A 20,967-nucleotide genomic window follows, 5' to 3' on the forward strand; every position below is an offset into this window, starting at 1 on the left:
TTTTACTGCTTCCATTGAGAACTAAGTCATGCCTTCAAACGAATATTAATTCTGATTCGACAAATAATTATAATCCTTCAAAATCGTTTCCAAAAATGCTACGTCATCTTCGTACTCCTGGATGTTAAGCACTTCGCGGATCTTCGCGGTTGTCCTATACAAAAGCGCTGTATTGTTTTGCTTAACCGCCGCATCAAGCACCCCTTTTACGAGGTTCATATCTCGGTCGCTGAGGCGCAACACATTGGTATATTTTGGTTTGTAATCGTTTTCCAGTTCAAAGAAAACGGTTTCATTTAAATCCGAGGAAAGCTTGGTGTCAATCACCATCGTGCCGGCTGCCAGATCTCCAAGGCGCTGGTTCCTTTTGGTGGACATGTAAGTGATCAAGCCCGGCAACACAAACGTAATATCCACAAATCTCAGTAGCCAGCGCAGCACCAATTGATGAAAAGCTGCCCTCCCCCCGTTATCACTGATCACCCTGATCTGGCAAATCTTTTTGCCAAGGCTCTGGCCGTTCATTAAGCTTTCACACACAAGGTGATACAATAAAGCAGGCACGTAAAAAATCATTTTTAAGCCTGACAGATTGTATAATAAAGGCAAATTCTCAGACGTTGAATCTGTATCAAGAGAATCGATAATGCGTGATGTTATATAGGTGTAGGCAAATAGGATTATCCAATCGATTATCAGTGCAAAAAAACGCTTGTGAAAAGGGGCTGATTCAAATTCCAGTTCTATATTCAAACTAGTCTGAACTGTAATTTTTTCCATATGGATTAAAAGATTTGTTAGATTGTAAAGTAATTCTATTTTCGAAGATAAAACAACCCTAATTGAGAGAAGCGCAATTCATAAAAAAAAATAGAGACCGCTGGCTCCAAATGCAATATTTACCCGGCGACCAGCCAGATGAAATGGCTAACGAATTCATTCAGTTAGTTGAAGATCTGGGATACAGCAAAACATTTTATCCTACCAGTCGCGTTACGAAATATCTTAACACAGAAGCAGGTAAAAGATACCTCGGTATTTATCAAAATCAGAAACAATCGAAGTCTCGCTTAGTCAATTTTTTCAAGTATACACTCCCTCTTACTATAGGGAAACACTTAGGTTTAATATTGATTAGTTTTTGTTTGTTTGTAATATTCGTCGCCATTGGATTTTTCTCTGCAAAAACAGATGAAAGCTTTGTGCGAATGGTGATGGGCGATGGCTATGTGAACATGACTGAAAAAAATATCCAGGACGGACACCCATTTGGTGTATACGGTGAAGGAAATGAATTCCTAAGCTTCTGTTACATTTTCGTGAACAACGTGGTGGTATCCCTGAAAGAATTTGCCGGAGGCATTTTATTTGGTATTCCAACTGTATTGATGTTAATGTATAACTCCGTAATGGTAGGCGCTTTTGAATACATGTTCTATAGCAAAGGTTTGATCAACGATAGTTTGCTTACCATTTTAATTCACGGCACCATTGAGCTTTCTACTTTTGTAATAGCAGCAGCATCGGGATTGATATTGGCCAAGAGCTGGATTTTTCCTGGTACTAAAAGCAGACTGGCAGCACTAAAACAAGGTGCTAAAGAAGGTGTGATGATTGCACTATCAAATGTTCCCATGTTGTTTATCGCAGCAATATTTGAAGGCTTCGTCACCCGCCATGCAGATATGCCGATTGTGCTGAAACTATTTATAATAGCCATCTCCCTGTGTTTGGTAATTGGTTATTTTGTTATTTATCCGCTTAAGCTTATGAAACGAGTTAAGCAGGAAAGCCTTGCAAAATCATGAAGAAAAGATTCTATTATCCACCATATCCTTTAATTGTTTTACTGGCGTTCCTTTTCGTGTGCGGTAGCCGACACGTTTATGCACAGCATATTGATGTGGATTCCCTGAAGAGAGCCGCAATGGAACAGATTAAGAATGAACAAAATGACGAAACCGGGCGAAAACACATTTACGATTCCTCCGAAAGATTTTTCAATGCGAAGTTCTATCCGGAACAACCTTTTACCGTCCAAAAATTTTCTGCAAAAACGCTATCGCCTTCTTTGATTGATTCTTTAAAAAAAGAAAAAGATTTTTGGTATGCGACTGCGGTAGAAAAATTCAAAGCGAAACAAAAAGCATATCTGCTCTTTGCAGATTCTATCAAAAGAGTAAATGCGGATAAACCGGAGCCTGCATCCAAACCAGATGAGAACTTTGAAGATGATTCGCCAAGAACAATAAACTTAGGCCCCTGGTTTCAATACGTTTTGTTAGGCGTGGCGATACTCATTTTCCTGGGAGCGCTTTTCTATTTCCTATCTTCAAACAAGGTTGGATTTTTTGCGCCTTCCAATAAAAATATTGATGAGCAACCGGAAGAAACTGATCTCGGAGAAAACATATTCATTCTTCCCTACCAGGATCTGTTGAACAAAGCAATCAAAGATAAAAACTACAGACTGGCAACACGCATTCTGTATTTGCAAACACTGAAATTGCTGTCTGAAAATGGCATCATTAAATTCAAGCCGGATTCTACAAACATTCACTACTTAATGCAGCTGAATAAGACTTCTTATTACGACGACTTCTTTAAAGTTACAAGGCACTATGAATATGTGTGGTATGGAAAGTTTGATGTAACGCCGGAGATGTATGAAAAAATAAGCCGGGATTTTTCCGTTATGCAAAAGAAAATAATTCCATCCTATGAATAAGATATTGCCGTTTGTAATAGTGGGCGTGGTAATTATTTTGGCGCTGCTGTTTATTCCGACAAAAAGGGGTAAACAATTCGATTCCAGGTTTACGCTGAACCCTAAAGATAAAATTCCTTACGGAACCAATGTTTCCTATTCATTATTATCGAAACTGTTTCCATCAGCAAAAGTAACGGTGAACCGCAATCAACCGGGCGCATGGAAAAACCTCAATGTAGATACCGGCAAACAGGTGCTGATAATTGTAGCGTTCGACTTCGATCCTACGGAAGAAGAGATGGACAATATTCTCAGCTTTGCACAAAAAGGAAACTATGTTTTTATTAGTGCCGTCATGTACAACTCAATGGCCACAGATGTTTTCAAAATAAGGCAGGCTTATAACAGCGGGTATGATCTCAAGAATAAAATAAACGACATCATAAGGCCCGACTCATTCATGGTAACGCTTGACACAGGTGCGTTTCACACGCCTGTTGCGTACACATGCCCCGGCTCTTCATACGACAATAGTTTTTTGGACTACGATTCTACAATTACTTATCCGTTAGGTTATTCAGACAATGGCAATCCGAATTTACTTGCCATGAATAGCATAAAAGGTACGCTGTTCCTTCATTCTGCACCGCTCACCTTGACAAACTTTTTTCTTTTGTACAACAATAATCACAAATACCTCGAGCGACTGGCAGCAATGGTTCCTGTAAAACCTACGCATGTTGTGTGGGATGAATACTATTTGTTTTCTGCTGACAGGCCGAAAAAAGAAAATGAAGGCAAAGGTATTTTATCTGTGATCCTCAACTATCCTAACTTTCAATGGGCATTTTGGTTAACCCTCGCAGTGCTTGTTGTTTACCTGTTTACCGAAAGCAGCCGCAAGCAAAGACAGATACCAGAATACAGCAAACCGAAAAATGAGCACATGGAGTTCATTTCCACGGTTGGAAAATTGTATTTTGAAAAAGGCGACCACCTCAATCTTGCATCGAAAATGAGCCAGTTTTTCCTGGAGCATGTTCGTACAAAATATAAACTAAACACGAGCCACATTAATGATGACTTTGCAAAAGCATTGTCAGTAAAAACTGGTGTGCCGCAGGAAGAAGCCAGTGTGCTTACCGGATACGTTCAGCAAACACAAATCGGCTCTATTACTGTTGATGACCTGAAACACTTTTATAACCATTTAGAAAATTTCTACAAAAAAGCCTGATATGGAAGAAACCTTATTTGAACAAAGAATAAATGTAAGCGAACTGAATGCTGCCGTCGCGAACCTTCAGGCAGAGATCAGGAAGATCATTGTTGGCCAGGACGAAATGGTTCAACTCATCATTACCGCTATCCTCGCAGACGGACATGTGCTGATCGAAGGTGTGCCGGGTGTAGCAAAAACACTTGCCGCGAAACTTGTTGCGAAAAGCCTGCAAACAGGTTTCAGCCGCATTCAGTTTACCCCAGATCTGATGCCGAGCGATGTGTTGGGAACGAGTATTTATAATCCCGGTAATACAAGCTTTGAGTTTAAACGCGGTCCTATTTTCAGCAACATTATTTTGATTGATGAGATCAACCGTGCCCCGGCAAAAACACAAGCTGCTTTGTTTGAAGTAATGGAAGAAAAGCAGGTTACCATCGATGGCATCACGCACAAAATGGAAATGCCTTTTATGGTACTCGCCACGCAAAACCCGATAGAACAGGAAGGTACATACAGACTACCCGAAGCACAACTTGACCGTTTTCTGTTTAAAATAGTTGTTCCTTATCCAACGGAAGCAGAAGAATTAACTATCCTTCAGCGTTTCGGCTCGATGGACAATGATACAAAAACAGATGCAGTGAATGCTGTAATCTCAACATCTGAAATATTGCATTTGCGCCAGCTTGTAAGAAATGTAGTAGCAGAAGAAAAGCTGTTAAACTTCATTGCAAAAATCATTGTGGCGACGAGAAACGATAAAGCAATTTACTTAGGCGCCTCACCACGTGCATCTTTGTCGCTGCTGCAAGCAGCTAAAGCAACTGCAGCCATTTCCGGCAGAGACTTCATTACACCCGATGATATCATTTACGCCGCCGTTCCGGTGCTTCGTCACAGAATCATTTTAACACCGGAAAAAGAAATGGAAGGCGTGAGCGAAGATGATGTGATTTTGAAGATTGTGCATGGGATTGAGGTTCCGAGATAATGTGCAACGCTGAACGCAAAACGCTCAATGCTTAACGCAGGTTGAGCGCATGGAAACATGCGTTAAGTGTTATGCATTAAGCTTTAAGCCTAATAAAAACCAATGAAGAAAAAACATTCAGGTTCCCCCTTCTACTTCAGCAGGCTATTTTACATCATCATGGGATGTATCATTGCCGCTTTTGCGTTAGCCTTTTTCTTTCCCGAACTGATGTTGATTGCAAAGATGGCTACGCTATTCCTTTGCATTGCGGCATTGTTTGATCTCCTGTTAGTATTTGGTAAAAAAATGCCTGTAACAGCAGAACGCCTTTGCTCAGACAGATTCAGTAATGGAGATGATAATCCTGTAACGATAAAAGTGCGCAATCAACTTGGCTATGCGATCAATGTGCAGCTACTGGATGAAGTACCCGTGCAGTTTCAGCTAAGCAATGTAGGAACACATCTTAAAGTGCCGGCAAATGGAACATCACCGTATACGTATATTCTAAAACCTACAGAACGCGGTGTATATAATTTCGGCATCATTAATATTTTGTTTACCGGTCCTTTGAATATGATCGTCAGGCATATCAGAAGCGGCGAAGAAAAAGACGTCGCCACCTACCCTTCTTATATGCAAATGCGTCGCTTTCAATTGATGGCAGCAACGAACCAGTTAATGGAAGCCGGTTCAAGGCAGCTTCGCAAAATAGGCAACAGTCTTGAGTTTGAGCAGATCAAAGAATATGTGTCGGGCGATGATTACAGAACGGTAAACTGGAAGGCATCTGCCCGCAGAAATACCTTGATGATCAATAATTACATGGACGAACGCAGCCAGCAGGTTATTTGCATCATCGATAAAGGACGCACGATGAAGATGCCTTTCGAAGGCATGACATTACTGGATTATGCGATCAATGCATCTCTTGTATTAAGTAATATGGTATTGATGAAGCAGGACAAAGCAGGTCTCATAACCTTTGGAAAAAAAATGGGGCAAACAGTAATGCCCGATAAGAAAGGGTCGCAGCTTGGTCTTATTTTGGAGAGTCTTTATCGTCAGCAAACGGATTTCCAGGACAGCGATTTTGAAAGCCTTTACAGCGATATCAGGTATAAGGTAAAGCAACGCAGCCTGCTGATTCTTTTCACTAATTTTGAAAACATGTACAGCCTCGAAAGGCAACTACCATATTTGAAAAAACTGGCGAATCATCACCCTTTACTAGTTATATTTTTCGAAAACTCTGAGTTATCATCGTTCCTTAATGAAAAGGCGCACACCATCGAGGATATCTATACACACACCATCGCCAGCAAATTTGCTTTCGAGAAAAAACAGATTGTGAGAGAGTTACAAAAGCATGGCATCATGTCATTACTGACAGAACCGAATAAGCTCACGGTAAATGCGTTAAATAAATATCTTGAGTTGAAAGCGAGGCAGATTGTTTAGCACCTTCGGCACTTTATTTACCACGGAGTAAAGGAGTTTTTTTTCACAGAGGAACGGAGGATTTGTTTTTAAAAGATCTAACCACAAAGAGATTAAGGAAAAGAGCCTTCTGAGATACTTTCTCCTTCTGAAACTTCCTATTTATTAACAGCCCCTCTCCTTCCCTCTTTGAAAAAAAACGCCTCACTCTGTGGTGAAAAAATTGGCGAGGCGAGCACGAAAGTCACCAAAATGCCACGCTTAAAAGTATTTCGTACACCGCACTTCCTACATCGTATACAAATTCTTAATATTGCTTCCTGTTCAATTATTCAATTATTCAGTCATTAGAATATGCAAACTACAGATAACATTCTTATGATACGCCCGGTGCAATTTGGCTACAATGCACAAACCGCTGTGAACAACGCGTTCCAGGTGGCCGGCGATGATGGCAACGTTCAAAATAAAGCACTTGATGAGTTTGATACTTTTGTAAAAGTGCTTCGTTCCAATGGTGTATCAGTAACTGTGGTAGAAGACACACCAAAACCACACACGCCCGACTCAATATTTCCCAATAACTGGATATCATTTCACTCAAACGGTTCTGTTGTTTTGTATCCGATGTATGCAGAAAATCGCAGACTTGAGCGCAAACAAAATGTATTGGAAACGATTAGTGAAAACTTCGCCATTGAACGCATTATAGACCTTACTCACTACGAAGATGACAATATATTTCTTGAAGGCACAGGAAGCATGGTGCTGGACAGGGATAAGCGAATTGCATACGCCTGTATTTCTGCAAGAACCGATAAAAAAGTACTGGAAGATTTCTGTGACCAGGCAACGTACCAACCAGAGGCTTTTGAAGCTGTGGATAAAAATCGGCAGCCTATTTACCACACCAACGTGATGATGTGTGTTGGCGATAAATATGTCGTCATTTGCCTGGACAGCATCCACATCACTTCAGAACGTGATCATGTGATCAACACTATAAAACATACAGGAAAAGAAATTGTCGACATTACACTTGATCAGATGAACCACTTCGCAGGCAACATGCTGCAAGTGGCAACCAACAAAGGGGAGAAATTGTTGGTGATGTCTACTCAAGCCTACGAATCATTAACAGAGCAACAAATAAAAAAACTCACAAGCTTTAATCGCATCGTCCACTCTTCCCTCAACACTATCGAGAAAAACGGCGGCGGCAGCGCAAGATGCATGATGGCGGAGATTCATTTGCCCACCATTGAGTAGAAAACGGAACGCAGATTTTTATGATTGTCATGATTATTCATGATTTGAATTTCTTGATTTGAGATTGCTTTTTTATCAACTTCAAATCAAAAGATCTTGACAATCATCACAATCATGATGATCTGCGTTCTACTATATTTTCAATTTATTAAGCGCTTCGCTAAATCCCATCGGCTCATACCCTAACTCTGTTCTTGCTTTCGTAATATCCAATCCTGTTTTAGGTGGACGTTTCGCTGGCTGTGTGAATACAGAAGCATCTACTTTTTCAATTAAATCTTTATTGAGGCCGAAATGTTCTGCAGTGGCAATGGCCATTTCGTAGGGAGTAAGAATATCTTTTCCCGCAAGATGATAAAAACCCTCAGCAGTTTTATTAATGATTAACTCTATGCCGCACGCAAGATCTTCTACGAATGTTGGCGTGCGTACCTGGTCGCTGACCACCTTTATTTTATTGCCTTCGGTGAGGCTGTTTTTCACCCAGCTTACAATATTACTCCGTGTGCCACCAACAACGTTTCCGTACACAAGGCATGTGCGCACGATCGTCCACGGCATTTCACTCATCTCCACCATGCTTTCAGATTGCAGCTTTGTAAAGCCATAAAAACTCACCGGATTACAATCATCCGTTTCATTGTAATTTCCTTTCACGCCATCAAAAACAAAATCAGTGGAAATGTATATGAAGTGCTTGCAAAAAGCTTCAGCATCGAGCAATACCTGTGCTGTTCCCTGCACATTTACGCGTTCGCATTGTTCCGGTTGCAGTTCGCAGTCATCAATCTGCGTCATCGCGGCGGCATGCACCACAACGTCAGGCGTTTCATGTTTTAGAACTTCATGCAATGAAAAACCTTCAATCACATCAATATCATAGTATGTGAATAGCGGACTCTCATTTTGACTCAGTCGCTGGTCACCTTTGCCCGTGGCAATTACCACATAGTTTTTCTCCAGCAATAATTTTACAAGGTATTGCCCAAGCAAACCGTTTGCTCCGGTTATCAGAACTTTTTTCATCAGTATATTTTCATTTGATTTTGGCCAGATGGAATTCGCATGAAATAACCGTGTCTTTAGATGGCAAATTGCCTTCACGCTCATTTCATTCTGCAATGATAAATTTTCCGCTCAAAAAAAACGACTTCTTATTTTTCTACCCGTCAAAAAAACAGGTAAACCTGATCCATATCAAACAAAAATTTAAAAACCTGAGCTAAAACACTAACAATGCTCAGCATTGCTAAATTTAATTCAATAAAAACAGTTTGCGTTTCACTTTCATGCACAGCTATTCATTGCAAATCCTTATTTTTGGAACTTCGAAAGACAAACATTGAACCGCTGTTATTTTGCTTAACCCAAACATTATATTTATATGACGGACAAAAAAGTTACCCGGATAGGAGTATTAACTTCCGGTGGTGACGCTCCCGGGATGAATGCTGCTGTAAGGGCAGTTGTTCGTACCGGAATTTACCACGGGCTGGAGGTATATGCCGTTATGCGTGGTTACCAGGGCATGATTGAAAATGATATTGTAAAAATGGAGTCCCGCTCTGTTGCCAATATCATTCAAAGAGGCGGCACTATTCTGAAAACAGCGAGGAGCAAAGAATTCTTCACTCCTGAAGGTAGAAAGAAAGCTTACGAAAATCTGAAAAGCCACGGTATCAATGGCTTGATCGTTGTCGGCGGTGATGGTTCTTTCAATGGCGCGTTGAAATTCAGCGAAGAATTTGACATTCCCTGCATCGGTTTGCCCGGAACAATTGACAAAGACATTGCGGGAAGCGATTTTACCATCGGTTTTGATACCGCTGTAAACACAGCCATCGATGCGATTGACAAAATCCGTGATACGGCAGATGCCCACGACCGTTTATTCATTATTGAAGTAATGGGTCGCGACGCCGGTTATATTGCATTGCACAGCGGCGTGGCTACAGGCGCAGAGCACGTGTTGATTCCTGAACACAAAACAGATATTGATGAGGTTATCAACTCATTGCAGGAAAAAGAAAAACGTAAAAAATTGATGAACCTGATCGTTGTTGCCGAAGGGGACGAATTTGGCGGCGGCGAACAAGTTACCAAATACATTAAGGAAAAGTTACCAAACGCAGATATCAAGATCACCGTTCTTGGCCATATCCAAAGAGGAGGTTCTCCTACATGCGCCGACAGGATCCTGGCGAGCCGCATGGGTTACCACGCTGTTCTTTGCCTGATGGAAGGCAGAAACAATGTAATGGTGGGGATCGTAAACGATCAAATGCATTATACTCCACTGTCAAAAGCAGTAAAGGCAAAGCAACAGATCGATGAAGACTGGTTTGACATGATTAAAATATTGGCTTCCTAGTAAGCCATTTTTTTATGCATCAGCTTCGTATTGTACATTTGCAGCGAATAAAAAACATATACAAACACATTTACCAACAAACGGCCGAAAGTCAACGAAAAATTCATTATCATGTCTAAAAACATTTCAAAATATCTCCATAAGGAAATGGACTCCACAACAGCACTCAATCACTCATTCCACAGAACAAAGATTGTTGCTACAGTAGGACCCGCTTGTGATACTTACGAAAAACTGCTTGAACTGGTGAAAGCCGGTGTGAACGTTTTCCGTCTTAACTTCTCTCACGGTAAACACGAAGACAAAGCGAAGATCATTGAACATATCAGAAGAATAAACGCTACCGAGCCTGTTAACATTTCTATTCTTGGCGACCTTCAGGGACCAAAATTAAGAGTAGGTGAAATTGCAAACAATGCATTGCCGGTGGTTCCGGGTGACATCCTCACTTTTACCAACGAAAAATGTGTTGGCACAATGGAAAAGATCTATGTCTCTTACCCTAACCTTGCAGGTGACGTGGTACTTGGCAATAAGATCATGATCGACGATGGTAAACTGGAAGTAAAAGTTATTGAAATTACGCCTTCAAACGATGTAAAGGTTGAGGTTATCCTGGGTGGCGTGATCTCTTCTAAAAAAGGTATCAACCTGCCAGATACGAAAATCTCTCTTCCGGCATTGACGGAAAAGGATCTTGAAGATCTTGAGTTTATTATAGATCAGGAACTTGACTGGGTGGCACTATCTTTCGTGCGTAGCGTAAACGACCTTACTTTACTGCGGGACAAATTAAAAGCAAGAAACAGCAAATCAAAGATCATTGCTAAGATCGAAAAACCAGAAGCATTGGTTAACATTCGCGATATCATCATCGAATCTGACGCAATCATGATTGCACGTGGTGATTTGGGTGTCGAGCTTCCTGTTGAGCAAGTACCTTTGATCCAGCGTCAGTTGATCCGCAAATGCCGTCACAGAGCAAAGCCTGTAATCGTGGCTACGCAAATGATGGAAAGCATGATCGACCGCAGTAAACCTAACCGTAGCGAAATCACCGACGTAGCAAACGCTGTGTTGGAAGGTACAGATGCGGTGATGTTGAGCGGTGAAACTGCGACCGGTATGCACCCTGCATTGGTTGTGGAAACTATGCGCAAAATCATTCTTGAAGTAGAAAATACAGAATACCGTTATAACCGTGAAGACGATCTGATCCCTCAGCCACACTCTCCTTCATTCCTAAGCGATGCGATTTGCTACAATGCATGTAAAATTGCGAAAGACGCAAACGCACAGGCTTTGATCGGTATGACGCAAAGTGGTTACACAGCCTTTATGCTGAGCAGCTACAGACCAAAATCAAGTTTGTATATTTTTACAAAAGAAAGATCTTTGGTGAACCAATTGAGCTTGAGCTGGGGCGTTCGCGCTTTCTACTACGATGAGGAAGAAAGCCTTGATAATATCATCAACGATGAGATCACAGTATTAAAAGAAAGAGGCTTTATTAAAAGCGGCGATATCGTTGTAAACACAGGTAGCACTCCTGTTCATTTACACCTGCCAACAAACTTGCTGAAGATTACAAGAGTTGAATAATATTGCCCGGAAAACTATACGACAAAGCGGTTCCTATGCAAGCAGGACCGCTTTTTTTAATGGAAAATTGAAAATGTTGCATAATCAACGCTTAACTCTCACTTTTCAACTTTCAACTTTCAACTTTCAATTTTCATTTAATTATGATTAACTACGACAACAAAACCTTCCGCTCCATCGAAAACACGGAGAATGGCGAAGTAAGCGGTGAAACTACTTTTCATTACAGACAAAAGGGCAATATTGTAACAGCCACTTATAGCGGCGGCGGTATTATTGAAGGACATTTGATTGCGCTGATAAGTGAAAACGGCGATCTTAGTATGCGCTACCATCATGTGAATGCACAAAATGTACTAATGACGGGTGTTTGCAGATCTATACCGGAAATATTATCCAATGGCAAAATAAGGTTGCACGAGCTCTGGCAATGGACAAGTGGTGATGAAAGTACAGGAAGATCGATTGTAGAGGAAATTTAAGGAAGTTGTTGGTTGTTGAATACAAATCAAAAAGAATATTACGGAGTACAGCGTTCTGAAGTATTTCGTACATCGTACACACATTATTCAGTTCCTTCTGCACCTCAGTGGCAAATCCAGAAAGTTCCGGGCAAAAAAAAGGGTCACACTGTAGAAACAGATGACCTCTAACGATTGCTTGCCATATGAAAAAAAGTTCAAAATCTATTTTGAAACAAGGTCAGATCAACTTTCCGATTCTCACTTTTTTCTTTTCTGATCTTGTGGAAACGTCTCGCGTTCCTTTCTGATGTAAAAGTATATCAGAAATCATGACCGCTGAAACCAAATAATAGCTGATTTAATTATGACAAACCACTCCCTAAAAAAGTGAAACGCTTTGTCATAAAGCGTTTCACTATATTTTCATCCTTATGCCCAACTTATTTTCGGACGGAATTTTTTCTGTATTTTATCAAAAATCAACCAGTTTTGGACAGAATTTAATCCAAATTGATAAATATAAAATTCTACAATGCGACTTGCTTAACCTTGGCTAACTTCTTTATAGTTTCTTTGTAGGACTTGAGAGCCTCTGTTTCCTGTTTTATAAAGGAGTTATCTTTCAGGCTTCCTACAACCGCGTCCATTTCTTTGTCATTATCATACACCATTTTCTTAAACGGATTTTTATAATCCTTGGCACGTGAATCCAAAATACCTTTCGTCATCCATTCTTTCGTTTCCACACTCCTATTTAAAATTGCCGGAAGTAATTCGCGGATATTCTTTTTGAAACCAATACCATAGACAGCCTCATACGCAGCGATCGCATGCAGCAGTTTTTGTTGGCTGTACAAAATGCCTTGTTTTTCATAGAACGCGTGAACAGAATCCCAATTCTTTATCTTGCCGCTGATTATTTGCTGCAAAAGTTTTTGCAGCTCAGTTTCCAGCATTAGCTGTCCGCCAACATTAACCCACTCGCTTAGGGCATTGCGCGATGGAATAATTTCAGACAACTCTTCAATACCGGCTTTTTTATTTTGTTTGAACCAATCTATTAACTGGTTTGCAACATAATAGGAAATAAGCTCGCGGAATAAATTATAACAATAAGCAACTTTGATGATTTCTACTTTGCGACTGCTGTTTTCAAAGCCTTCGGCCAATATTTCCAATCCGTTCACTACAGGATCATTATTCAACAACAGCTCCTTACCTTTCGCGATGATCTTTTCTTCACTTACTTTTCCTTCAGGAAATTTTCTGTAATATGCCTTTCCGGTAAATTTCTCGAACAACGATAATGCGCCTACAATTTCGTTGATCGTATCAGGAGCCAGGTAATCATACTCTATGTGTTGCAGTTTTTCAATGCGCTTGTCTCTGTCTATATATTTACCGGCATTACGTGCCAATGCATACATGTTGTACTTGAACCAGTAACCCGGCATGACCACGATTTTATCGAGATGCACTTCATTTACCACTAAGCAAAACGGAATTGGAATGTTCAGCTCTGCAGGGTAGTCGCCCTTTGCCAGCAACATGAATGAAGCGAACTTTGAATTGTGTTTCAGGCTTACACATAAGCCCGGCCAGAAGCCTCTACCAGCGATAATTTCACCGTCTGCAGCACGTGAGTTGTGGTTGGAGCCGATGGTTGCACCCGCCGCCATATTACTTTGTCCCATTATCAGAGCGGCACACAAAAACGAGTTGTTGTGGTGCTGCTCGTGCGCAGGAAAGATAAGTGAATTCAATACTTCGCAACAGGAAATGGTTGCGTTGTTTCCCAAATAAGAGTTGATCAAACGTGCACCGTACTTCAACTGTGAGTGCGAAGCCATTACAAAACGAACAGCTTTTACACCGTAAAATATTCTGCAACCAACATTAATGATTCCATTCACCAACTCGCAACCTTCCCCCACCTGCGTTGGAGCTTCAGCCGTAGAATTGATCGTAAGGTTTTTGAGTTTATTGGCTCCTTTGATGTAGGCATCTGTACCGATCCAAACATCTTTTATGATCGAGCAGTTTTTAATAACACTTCTGTCACCTACTTTTCCGTAGTAACCTCTTATTTTATCGAACTGTCTTTCTGTAATTTCCAGGAAACGAGCCTGCAATTCTTTATTGTCGCGGTACCTGGACCACAGATAAGCATCGCCCGGCAACATGCCGCTGAAAGGCACAATGCTTCTGCCGCCATTTTCATTACATACCTCCAGCCAGATGCGTATGCTTTCCGGCTCACCTTCCTTAAGGACACCATTACCAAATTTCGTGTGATCGGTCGTGGCCATTTCATTGATGTTAACAAGAAAAACCTCGTTGCCAATAATGTAATGAGATAGATAGTTTACGTTGTCGACCACAACATTGTCGCCAAAGTCGCAACTGATAATGGTGCTGTTGTACAGACCAACAGGCATTTTAATGTTGTTGAACTCAAGAAAATACGGCTCCAGTTTGCCGATGCGCACCAATCCGTAAAACTTGCAGTTCTTTACCAGTTCCGGGTTAAAGGCATCGGATACCAATATATTGTTCCAGTTGTCTGAAGTATTTCTGTTGCGAACAAGCACTTCAATTTCGTAAGCCGTCAGGTGCTTATACTCAATACCACTGCGGTTTTGTATGTTCCGTAAATGATATTCATTTTTTCCTTTTGGCAAGTATTCGTTCGGAATAAATCCGTAACCCAGCGCATTGATCGCCTGTTTGGAGATGATGTTCATGGTGTGAAGTATGAAGCGTTGGTTTAAAACAGAATTAATAATTAGTAATTAATAAAGAAGTGTTCATACCTTATAAAATCGACATTACAAGGCTTTTTAAAAAATCATAGAGCTACATTCAATAATGACTGCAGCCCTATTAATTCTTAATTCTTAATTATTAATTACTCAACAGTAACACTCTTTGCAAGATTACGCGGCTTATCCACGTCGCAGCCTTTTGCAATACCAATATAATATGCCAGCAATTGAAGAGGAATTACACTGATCAACGGAGCAACAAGCTCATCAGCAAATGGTACGATCATAACATCGTCAGCCATTTTTTCGATGATCTCGTCATTCTCACTAATCACCGCCAACACCTTGCCCTTACGAGCTTTGATCTCCTGGATATTGCTCACGATCTTTTCGTGGTAAGAATCTTTAGTGGCAACAAATACAACAGGTAAAGTTTCATCAACCAGCGCGATCGGACCATGCTTCATTTCTGCTGCCGGGTAACCTTCAGCGTGGATATAGCTGATCTCTTTTAATTTCAATGCACCTTCCAAAGCAATCGGGAAGTTATATCCGCGGCCAAGAAAAAGAAAATCTCTGGCGTCTTTATATTTTTCAGCTAATGCTTTGATATGATCGTTTAGTTTCAATGCTGCTGATACTTTTTCAGGAACTTCCTCCAATTCCTTTAGCAACTTGCGGTAGCGGGTTTCATCGATTGTTCCTTTTTCGTGACCCACTTTCAATGCTATCATTGTAAGCACCGCTAATTGCGCAGTGAAGGCTTTTGTACTTGCCACACCAATCTCAGGACCTGCGTGTGTGTAGGCTCCTGCGTGCGAGATACGTGCGATGGAACTGCCCACAACGTTCACTACTCCAAAAATAGTTGCACCTTTTTCTTTAGCGCTTTCGAGTGCCACCAAAGTATCCGCTGTTTCACCACTTTGAGAAATAGCGATGATCACGTCTCCTTTATTTACAATCGGATTTCTGTATCGGAACTCAGATGCATATTCCACTTCAACGGGAATTCTGCACAATTCTTCAAAAACATACTCTGCCACCAGGCCGGCATGCCAGCTTGTTCCACATGCAATAATCAAAATACGATTGGCATTTTTGATCTGATCGATATGGTTTTGAACACCTGCCATAGTGATTGTACCGGCATTAACATCCAATCTTCCGCGTAAGCAATCGAAGATGGTATGCGGTTGTTCAAAAATTTCTTTTAGCATGAAGTGGTCGTAACCATCCTTTTCGATAGCAGCCAGCTCCATGTCGAGCTTCGTAATGTATGGTGTTATTTTTTCGTTACCAAGATTTTTCAGGATAAGTTCATCCGCTTTGATGACCGCCAGTTCGTAGTCATTTACATATACTACTTCCTTCGTGTACTCAATGATTGGAGAAGCATCACTCGCAAGGAAATGTTCTCCTTTACCAACGCCGATTACCAGCGGACTACCTTTTCTTGCTGCGATTAAAGTGTCGGGATTGTCTTTATCCATCAGCACAATAACATATGCACCAACAACTCTTTTAAGGGCGATGCGTACAGCTTCTTCCAATCCGCAGTTGTTGTTTTGCTGTATATCCTGGATGAAATTCAGCAGGACTTCCGTGTCGGTATCGCTTGTGAAAGTGTATCCTTTCTTAAGCAATTCGCTTTTTATTTGAGCATAGTTTTCAATGATCCCATTGTGAATCATTGCCAATCTGCCGTCGTTTGACATGTGAGGGTGGGCATTGCGGTCGCAGGGTTCACCGTGTGTGGCCCACCGGGTGTGGCCGATGCCAATGTTGGAGTGAAGATCTTTTCCTACGAGACTTTCTTCGAGTTCTGCAACTTTTCCTTTCTTTTTGTAAACTCTCAGGTCCCCGTTTTGAAGAGCGACACCGCTACTATCGTAGCCGCGGTATTCGAGTCGTTTTAAACCTTTTAAAATTACAGGATACGCTTCTTTAGGCCCGATGTAGGCTACAATTCCACACATAAATAGTTTTTTTAATCAATGGTAAAATAGTTCAATAATCAGAATTCATTGTAGACACAACGAAAGCACAATATTATGAAGAAGAGCCGATAGTAGGAAGAATTTGAAAATGTGGGAATTTGAAAATTTGAAAATGATGCCGCAGACTCCTTGAATAGAAAATAGATACTAAAAATGTTTTACTAAAAATTTCAAAAGCTCATTAATCATTCAAATAAAATACATAAAGCAATCTTTTGAAAATTTCCCGATTAACATGAGAAAGTAATTACACCTGGCATTTTCAAATTTTCACGCATTTTCAAATTGGCCTACCTTCACGCTTCCTAAATTTTTAAACATGATAAAAACGGTTGCTGTTATTGGCGCGGGAACAATGGGAAATGGCATTGCGCATGTTTTTGCCCAAAACGATTTTAAGGTAAACCTCATTGACGTATCTGCTCCACAAATTGAAAAAGCTTTGCACACGATCGCTAAAAACTTTGACAGACAAATTGCCAAAGGCACGGTTACCGAGGAGCAAAAAAGCAAAGCCCTGGCCAATATTGCCACATTTAATCAAATACACGCCGGCGTAGAAGATGTGGACCTGGTGTTGGAAGCCGCCACCGAAAACATCAATCTAAAACTCAAAATATTCCAGGAGCTGGATGAAGCGGCACCCGTTAACTGTATTCTTGCCACAAATACATCTTCGATTTCTATTACAAAAATTGCTGCGGTTACAAAACGTGCGAACAAGGTAATTGGGATGCATTTTATGAACCCCGTGCCGGTTATGAAACTTGTGGAAATTATCAACGGCTACGCAACGGACCAGGACGTAACTGACTCCATTGTTGCGTTAAGTAAAAAGCTGGGAAAAATTCCTTGCGTAGTGAATGATTACCCCGGATTTATTGCCAACCGCATTTTAATGCCAATGATCAACGAAGCGATCTATAGTTTATATGAAGGCGTTGCGGATGTAGAAGCGATCGACACGGTGATGAAACTTGGCATGGCGCACCCAATGGGGCCACTGCAATTAGCAGACTTTATTGGTCTGGATGTTTGTCTTTCTATTTTGAGAGTGCTGCATGATGGATTTGGCAATCCTAAATATGCGCCATGTCCATTACTGGTGAACATGGTTACCGCAGGATATCTCGGCGCAAAAAGCGGTGAAGGATTTTACAAATACGTTGCAGGTAGCAAGGACCTTGTAGTGAGCGAGAGGTTTAAATAGTCTGAGCAATAGATGGCACGCAGATGACACTGATTAGACTGATTTACACATATATTGATGCTCATTCATTTGTAATAAAATAACTCAGTAAACTCCCGGCGAATTTTCAGCCGGGAGTTTTTGCTATAACAAAAACCTTCATTTCTTAGCTCTTCACCATACATCCAACCAAAATCCGTGTAAATCAGTCTACTCTGTGTCATCCGTTGCTAACTTTTTACACGAAATTTGCAAAAGAAACGTTAGAATAATACGTCAGTTAATCTTTTTACTTTTCTTTCAGTCTTATATGTGGCGATTATGTAACAGTTTGCCTATCCAATCGTATGTTAATACTGTTGGCTTTCACTGGTACATAATTTGACCTATTTTATTTTTAATCAAACTTTTGAAAATGTTAACTATCTTATTTTCGATGCTCAGTTTCCTCGGCGTTGTACAGCACAACGTGGATGCCGACTGGCCTCGGGAAATACAAACAGACAAGGGTAAGATCATCATCTACCAACCCCAGCCGGAAAAACTTACCGGTAATCAGCTGGAGGCACGTGCAGCCATTTCCATAGAAAGCACTGATGGCAAGCAACCATCATTTGGCGCTATGTGGTTCAAGGCACAAATGAATACCGACAGAGGTACACGCACCGCGGTGTTGGAAAATATCGATGTTACCAATCTTCGTTTCCCTGCTATTACAGACTCATCAAGGAAAGAGGACCTTATCGACATGATTGAAAACGAGGTTCCGAAATGGCAGTTGCAAATGAATCTTGATGATGTCGTTACCACACTGGAACAAAATAGCTCGGAAAATTTACCTTCTTTTAATAACAAGGCTCCAGAAATTGTAGTGACACAAAAACCATCACTACTGGTAGTGCTTGACGGTTCCCCAAAAATGGCAGACTACAATAAGAAATACAGCAAAGTGGCAAACACTCCGTATTTCATGGTGAAGGACAAGGACAACAGCCAGTATTATTTATATACGCAAAGCAGCTGGTACACTTCTCCAAATGTAATGTCAGGTTGGAGTAAAGTAGATAAGCCTTCTAAAGATCTGCGAAAACTGGAAGATGATATCAAAAAGAGCGAAGAGAAAAATAAAGACAATAACAATACAGCCAATAGCGACAACAAAAACGATGATCAAAATGTGGCAAACCAGGATCTGCAAATTATCGTAAAAGATCATCCTTCAGAATTGATCGCTTCTAATGGCAAGCCAAACTTTGTTCCTATTCAAAACACTTCTCTTTTGTACATGGATAATTCCAATGCAGATGTGTTTATGAACATCGACAACAATCAGTACTACACAGTATTGAGCGGAAGATGGTACAAAGCGCCAAACACAAGTGGCCCATGGACATTCATAGATGCGAATCAACTTCCGAAAGATTTTGCAAATATTCCACAAGGATCACCAAAAGATAATGTACTGGCTTATGTGCCCGGCACCGATGCATCAAGAGACGCATTGCTGGATAACCAAATTCCGCAAACGGCTTCTGTTGATAGAAAATCGGCAAAAGCAAGTGATGTAACGTACGACGGTTCACCTTCTTTCAAAGCGGTGGAAGGAACGAATCTTCAATATGCACAAAATACATCAAGCACAGTATTCCGCTCAGGCAATACCTATTATCTCTGCGACAATGCCGTGTGGTTCCAATCGTCTTCTCCTTCCGGCCCGTGGGAAGTTTCGACAACCCGTCCTCCGGAAATTGATAACATTTCACCGTCTAATCCGAACTACAATACAAAGTATGTTTATATATATGATGTAACGCCAACTACTGTATATACTGGTTATACACCTGGATATCTCGGAGCTTATTCATATGGGCCAACGGTAGTGTATGGTACAGGTTGGTATTACCCCGGCTGGTATGGAGCTTACTACTATCCACATCCTGTAACATGGGGATTTGGTTTTAACTATAATCCATGGACAGGTTGGGGCTTTAGTTTTGGATTCAACTACGGTTGGTACAATCCATGGTATAGCTTCGGTTATTGTTATGGTGGTTATGGTGGATGGTGGGGACCTCCCGTTTATCACCCATACTACTACAGACCTGCATACTACTATGGCGGCGGTGGCTTCTATGGAAAACCGTATTACAGACCAACAGGTTATTATGGTGGAAACAATAACGTTGTTATCAACAACAATGTGACCATCAACAACAACCGTTATAACAGAAATATGTACAGCTATCACACAAATGGAGTAACTACACGTTCAGTTGGCAGCAGAGTCGCTACAAGAGATGTAAACAATGTTATTTCAAGACCTCAGCCGGGCAATACCAATAACGTTGGGAATATGCGTCCTTCATCTGTGTCACCAAATGGTAGCGGTAATGTAAACAGACCAAACAATGTTTATACCGACAGACAAGGAAATGTATACCGTAGAAACAACAACAGTTGGGAAGTGAGAGATGGTAATACCTGGAGACAGGAAAACAGTCAACGACCTTCTTCTGTTGACAACAATGGAAGTGGAGGCAATAACAGACCATCGAGCATTCCTAACAACAATGCAACAAGGCCGACACAGCCGGATTACAGTAACAGGCCTCAAAGTGTTCCACAGCAACAGCAACAACAGCCAGCTGCGAACAATCGTCCTGCTTATCAGCAGCCGCAAAGCAGACCTGAAATGCAAAGACCTGCAGATGTTCAAAGACCAATGCCTCAGCAGCAGCCTTCTTACAGACCTGCTCAGGGAACAATGGATCGCTCGAACTATGACAGGCAACGTGGTGCAGAAAGAAGCATGAACTTCCAGCAAAGTCAGCAACCACGGAGCTATGGCGGTGGCGGCGGCGGATTCTCACGTCCTTCAGGTGGTAGCAGCAGTGGTGGAACTCACTCTTCCGGTGGCGGAGGTGGAAGACCTCACAGATAATGTCAAAAGTTTGATTAC

At 41.2% G+C, this 20,967-nt stretch carries 15 protein-coding genes; 11 read left to right on the forward strand and 4 right to left on the reverse strand.

Going from position 1 to position 20,967, the window contains the following annotated elements; translation table 11 throughout:
* Positions 1 to 45 precede the first annotated feature (45 nt).
* Positions 46 to 780 carry an RDD family protein gene (locus tag QJ048_RS17315; RefSeq protein ID WP_282335663.1) on the reverse strand — a complete coding sequence of 245 codons (735 nt, stop codon included), beginning with the start codon at positions 778 to 780 and terminating at the stop codon, positions 46 to 48.
* 62 nt (positions 781 to 842) lie between these two features.
* On the opposite strand from QJ048_RS17315, the gene QJ048_RS17320 reads away from it, so the two are divergent.
* The 6 genes from QJ048_RS17320 to ctlX all read left to right on the forward strand — a co-directional run bounded on the left by QJ048_RS17320 (position 843) and on the right by ctlX (position 7,617).
* The gene (locus QJ048_RS17320; protein WP_282335664.1) at positions 843 to 1,808 is read left to right on the forward strand and encodes a stage II sporulation protein M; all 966 of its coding nucleotides are present in this window, start codon (positions 843 to 845) and stop codon (positions 1,806 to 1,808) included.
* A complete protein-coding gene (locus QJ048_RS17325; RefSeq protein WP_282335665.1) occupies positions 1,805 to 2,728 on the forward strand; it encodes a hypothetical protein in 924 nt (307 codons plus the stop codon). Before QJ048_RS17320 ends, QJ048_RS17325 begins: the two co-directional genes overlap by 4 nt.
* The gene (locus QJ048_RS17330; protein ID WP_282335666.1) at positions 2,721 to 3,947 is read left to right on the forward strand and encodes a DUF4350 domain-containing protein; all 1,227 of its coding nucleotides are present in this window, start codon (positions 2,721 to 2,723) and stop codon (positions 3,945 to 3,947) included. The genes QJ048_RS17325 and QJ048_RS17330 overlap by 8 nt, the downstream gene beginning before the upstream one ends.
* Before the next feature lies 1 nt (position 3,948).
* On the forward strand, positions 3,949 to 4,926 hold the full coding sequence (locus tag QJ048_RS17335) for an AAA family ATPase (RefSeq protein WP_282335667.1): 978 nt from the start codon (positions 3,949 to 3,951) through the stop codon (positions 4,924 to 4,926).
* A gap of 102 nt (positions 4,927 to 5,028) precedes the next feature.
* A complete protein-coding gene (locus QJ048_RS17340) occupies positions 5,029 to 6,369 on the forward strand; it encodes a DUF58 domain-containing protein (protein WP_282335668.1) in 1,341 nt (446 codons plus the stop codon).
* A gap of 333 nt (positions 6,370 to 6,702) precedes the next feature.
* Positions 6,703 to 7,617: a citrulline utilization hydrolase CtlX gene (ctlX, locus tag QJ048_RS17345; protein ID WP_282335669.1), complete on the forward strand. Its 915-nt coding sequence runs from the start codon at positions 6,703 to 6,705 to the stop codon at positions 7,615 to 7,617.
* Between the two features lie 132 nt (positions 7,618 to 7,749).
* Here ctlX and QJ048_RS17350 read toward each other — a convergent pair whose 3' ends face one another.
* A complete protein-coding gene (locus QJ048_RS17350; RefSeq protein WP_282335670.1) occupies positions 7,750 to 8,643 on the reverse strand; it encodes an SDR family oxidoreductase in 894 nt (297 codons plus the stop codon).
* A 358-nt stretch (positions 8,644 to 9,001) separates the two neighbouring features.
* On the opposite strand from QJ048_RS17350, the gene pfkA reads away from it, so the two are divergent.
* The 3 genes from pfkA to QJ048_RS17365 all read left to right on the forward strand — a co-directional run bounded on the left by pfkA (position 9,002) and on the right by QJ048_RS17365 (position 12,072).
* On the forward strand, positions 9,002 to 9,988 hold the full coding sequence (gene pfkA, locus QJ048_RS17355) for a 6-phosphofructokinase (protein WP_282335671.1): 987 nt from the start codon (positions 9,002 to 9,004) through the stop codon (positions 9,986 to 9,988).
* Positions 9,989 to 10,099: 111 nt separating this feature from the next.
* Positions 10,100 to 11,590, forward strand: a complete 1,491-nt coding sequence (gene pyk, locus QJ048_RS17360) for a pyruvate kinase (protein WP_282335672.1) — start codon at positions 10,100 to 10,102, stop codon at positions 11,588 to 11,590.
* 143 nt (positions 11,591 to 11,733) lie between these two features.
* The gene (locus QJ048_RS17365) at positions 11,734 to 12,072 is read left to right on the forward strand and encodes an avidin-fold protein (protein WP_282335673.1); all 339 of its coding nucleotides are present in this window, start codon (positions 11,734 to 11,736) and stop codon (positions 12,070 to 12,072) included.
* Positions 12,073 to 12,581: 509 nt separating this feature from the next.
* Here QJ048_RS17365 and QJ048_RS17370 read toward each other — a convergent pair.
* Together QJ048_RS17370 and glmS are read right to left on the reverse strand one after the other, a co-directional pair.
* On the reverse strand, positions 12,582 to 14,798 hold the full coding sequence (locus QJ048_RS17370; RefSeq protein WP_282335674.1) for a DUF4954 family protein: 2,217 nt from the start codon (positions 14,796 to 14,798) through the stop codon (positions 12,582 to 12,584).
* Between the two features lie 164 nt (positions 14,799 to 14,962).
* Positions 14,963 to 16,798: a glutamine--fructose-6-phosphate transaminase (isomerizing) gene (glmS, locus tag QJ048_RS17375; RefSeq protein WP_282335675.1), complete on the reverse strand. Its 1,836-nt coding sequence runs from the start codon at positions 16,796 to 16,798 to the stop codon at positions 14,963 to 14,965.
* Between the two features lie 340 nt (positions 16,799 to 17,138).
* Between glmS and QJ048_RS17380 the strand changes: the two genes are divergently transcribed.
* Together QJ048_RS17380 and QJ048_RS17385 are read left to right on the forward strand one after the other, a co-directional pair.
* Entirely contained in the window at positions 17,139 to 18,029 is an 891-nt protein-coding gene (locus tag QJ048_RS17380) for a 3-hydroxybutyryl-CoA dehydrogenase (RefSeq protein ID WP_282335676.1), read from the forward strand.
* Positions 18,030 to 18,423: 394 nt separating this feature from the next.
* Complete coding sequence (locus tag QJ048_RS17385; protein ID WP_282335677.1) at positions 18,424 to 20,949, forward strand: hypothetical protein; 2,526 nt, start codon at positions 18,424 to 18,426, stop codon at positions 20,947 to 20,949.
* Positions 20,950 to 20,967: the final 18 nt, after the last annotated feature.

The sequence above is a fragment of the Pinibacter soli genome (assembly GCF_029961145.1).
Lineage (GTDB): Bacteria > Bacteroidota > Bacteroidia > Chitinophagales > Chitinophagaceae > Pinibacter > Pinibacter soli.

What these genes read in the sequence shown, in the direction of transcription:
- QJ048_RS17315 (WP_282335663.1), bottom strand. Translation starts at nt 780, where the DNA reads ATGGAAAAAATTACAGTTCAGACTAGTTTGAATATAGAACTGGAATTT.
- QJ048_RS17325 (WP_282335665.1), top strand. Translation starts at nt 1,805, where the DNA reads ATGAAGAAAAGATTCTATTATCCACCATATCCTTTAATTGTTTTACTG.
- QJ048_RS17330 (WP_282335666.1), top strand. Translation starts at nt 2,721, where the DNA reads ATGAATAAGATATTGCCGTTTGTAATAGTGGGCGTGGTAATTATTTTG.
- QJ048_RS17335 (WP_282335667.1), top strand. Translation starts at nt 3,949, where the DNA reads ATGGAAGAAACCTTATTTGAACAAAGAATAAATGTAAGCGAACTGAAT.
- QJ048_RS17340 (WP_282335668.1), top strand. Translation starts at nt 5,029, where the DNA reads ATGAAGAAAAAACATTCAGGTTCCCCCTTCTACTTCAGCAGGCTATTT.
- ctlX (WP_282335669.1), top strand. Translation starts at nt 6,703, where the DNA reads ATGCAAACTACAGATAACATTCTTATGATACGCCCGGTGCAATTTGGC.
- QJ048_RS17350 (WP_282335670.1), bottom strand. Translation starts at nt 8,643, where the DNA reads ATGAAAAAAGTTCTGATAACCGGAGCAAACGGTTTGCTTGGGCAATAC.
- pfkA (WP_282335671.1), top strand. Translation starts at nt 9,002, where the DNA reads ATGACGGACAAAAAAGTTACCCGGATAGGAGTATTAACTTCCGGTGGT.
- pyk (WP_282335672.1), top strand. Translation starts at nt 10,100, where the DNA reads ATGTCTAAAAACATTTCAAAATATCTCCATAAGGAAATGGACTCCACA.
- QJ048_RS17365 (WP_282335673.1), top strand. Translation starts at nt 11,734, where the DNA reads ATGATTAACTACGACAACAAAACCTTCCGCTCCATCGAAAACACGGAG.
- QJ048_RS17370 (WP_282335674.1), bottom strand. Translation starts at nt 14,798, where the DNA reads ATGAACATCATCTCCAAACAGGCGATCAATGCGCTGGGTTACGGATTT.
- glmS (WP_282335675.1), bottom strand. Translation starts at nt 16,798, where the DNA reads ATGTGTGGAATTGTAGCCTACATCGGGCCTAAAGAAGCGTATCCTGTA.
- QJ048_RS17380 (WP_282335676.1), top strand. Translation starts at nt 17,139, where the DNA reads ATGATAAAAACGGTTGCTGTTATTGGCGCGGGAACAATGGGAAATGGC.
- QJ048_RS17385 (WP_282335677.1), top strand. Translation starts at nt 18,424, where the DNA reads ATGTTAACTATCTTATTTTCGATGCTCAGTTTCCTCGGCGTTGTACAG.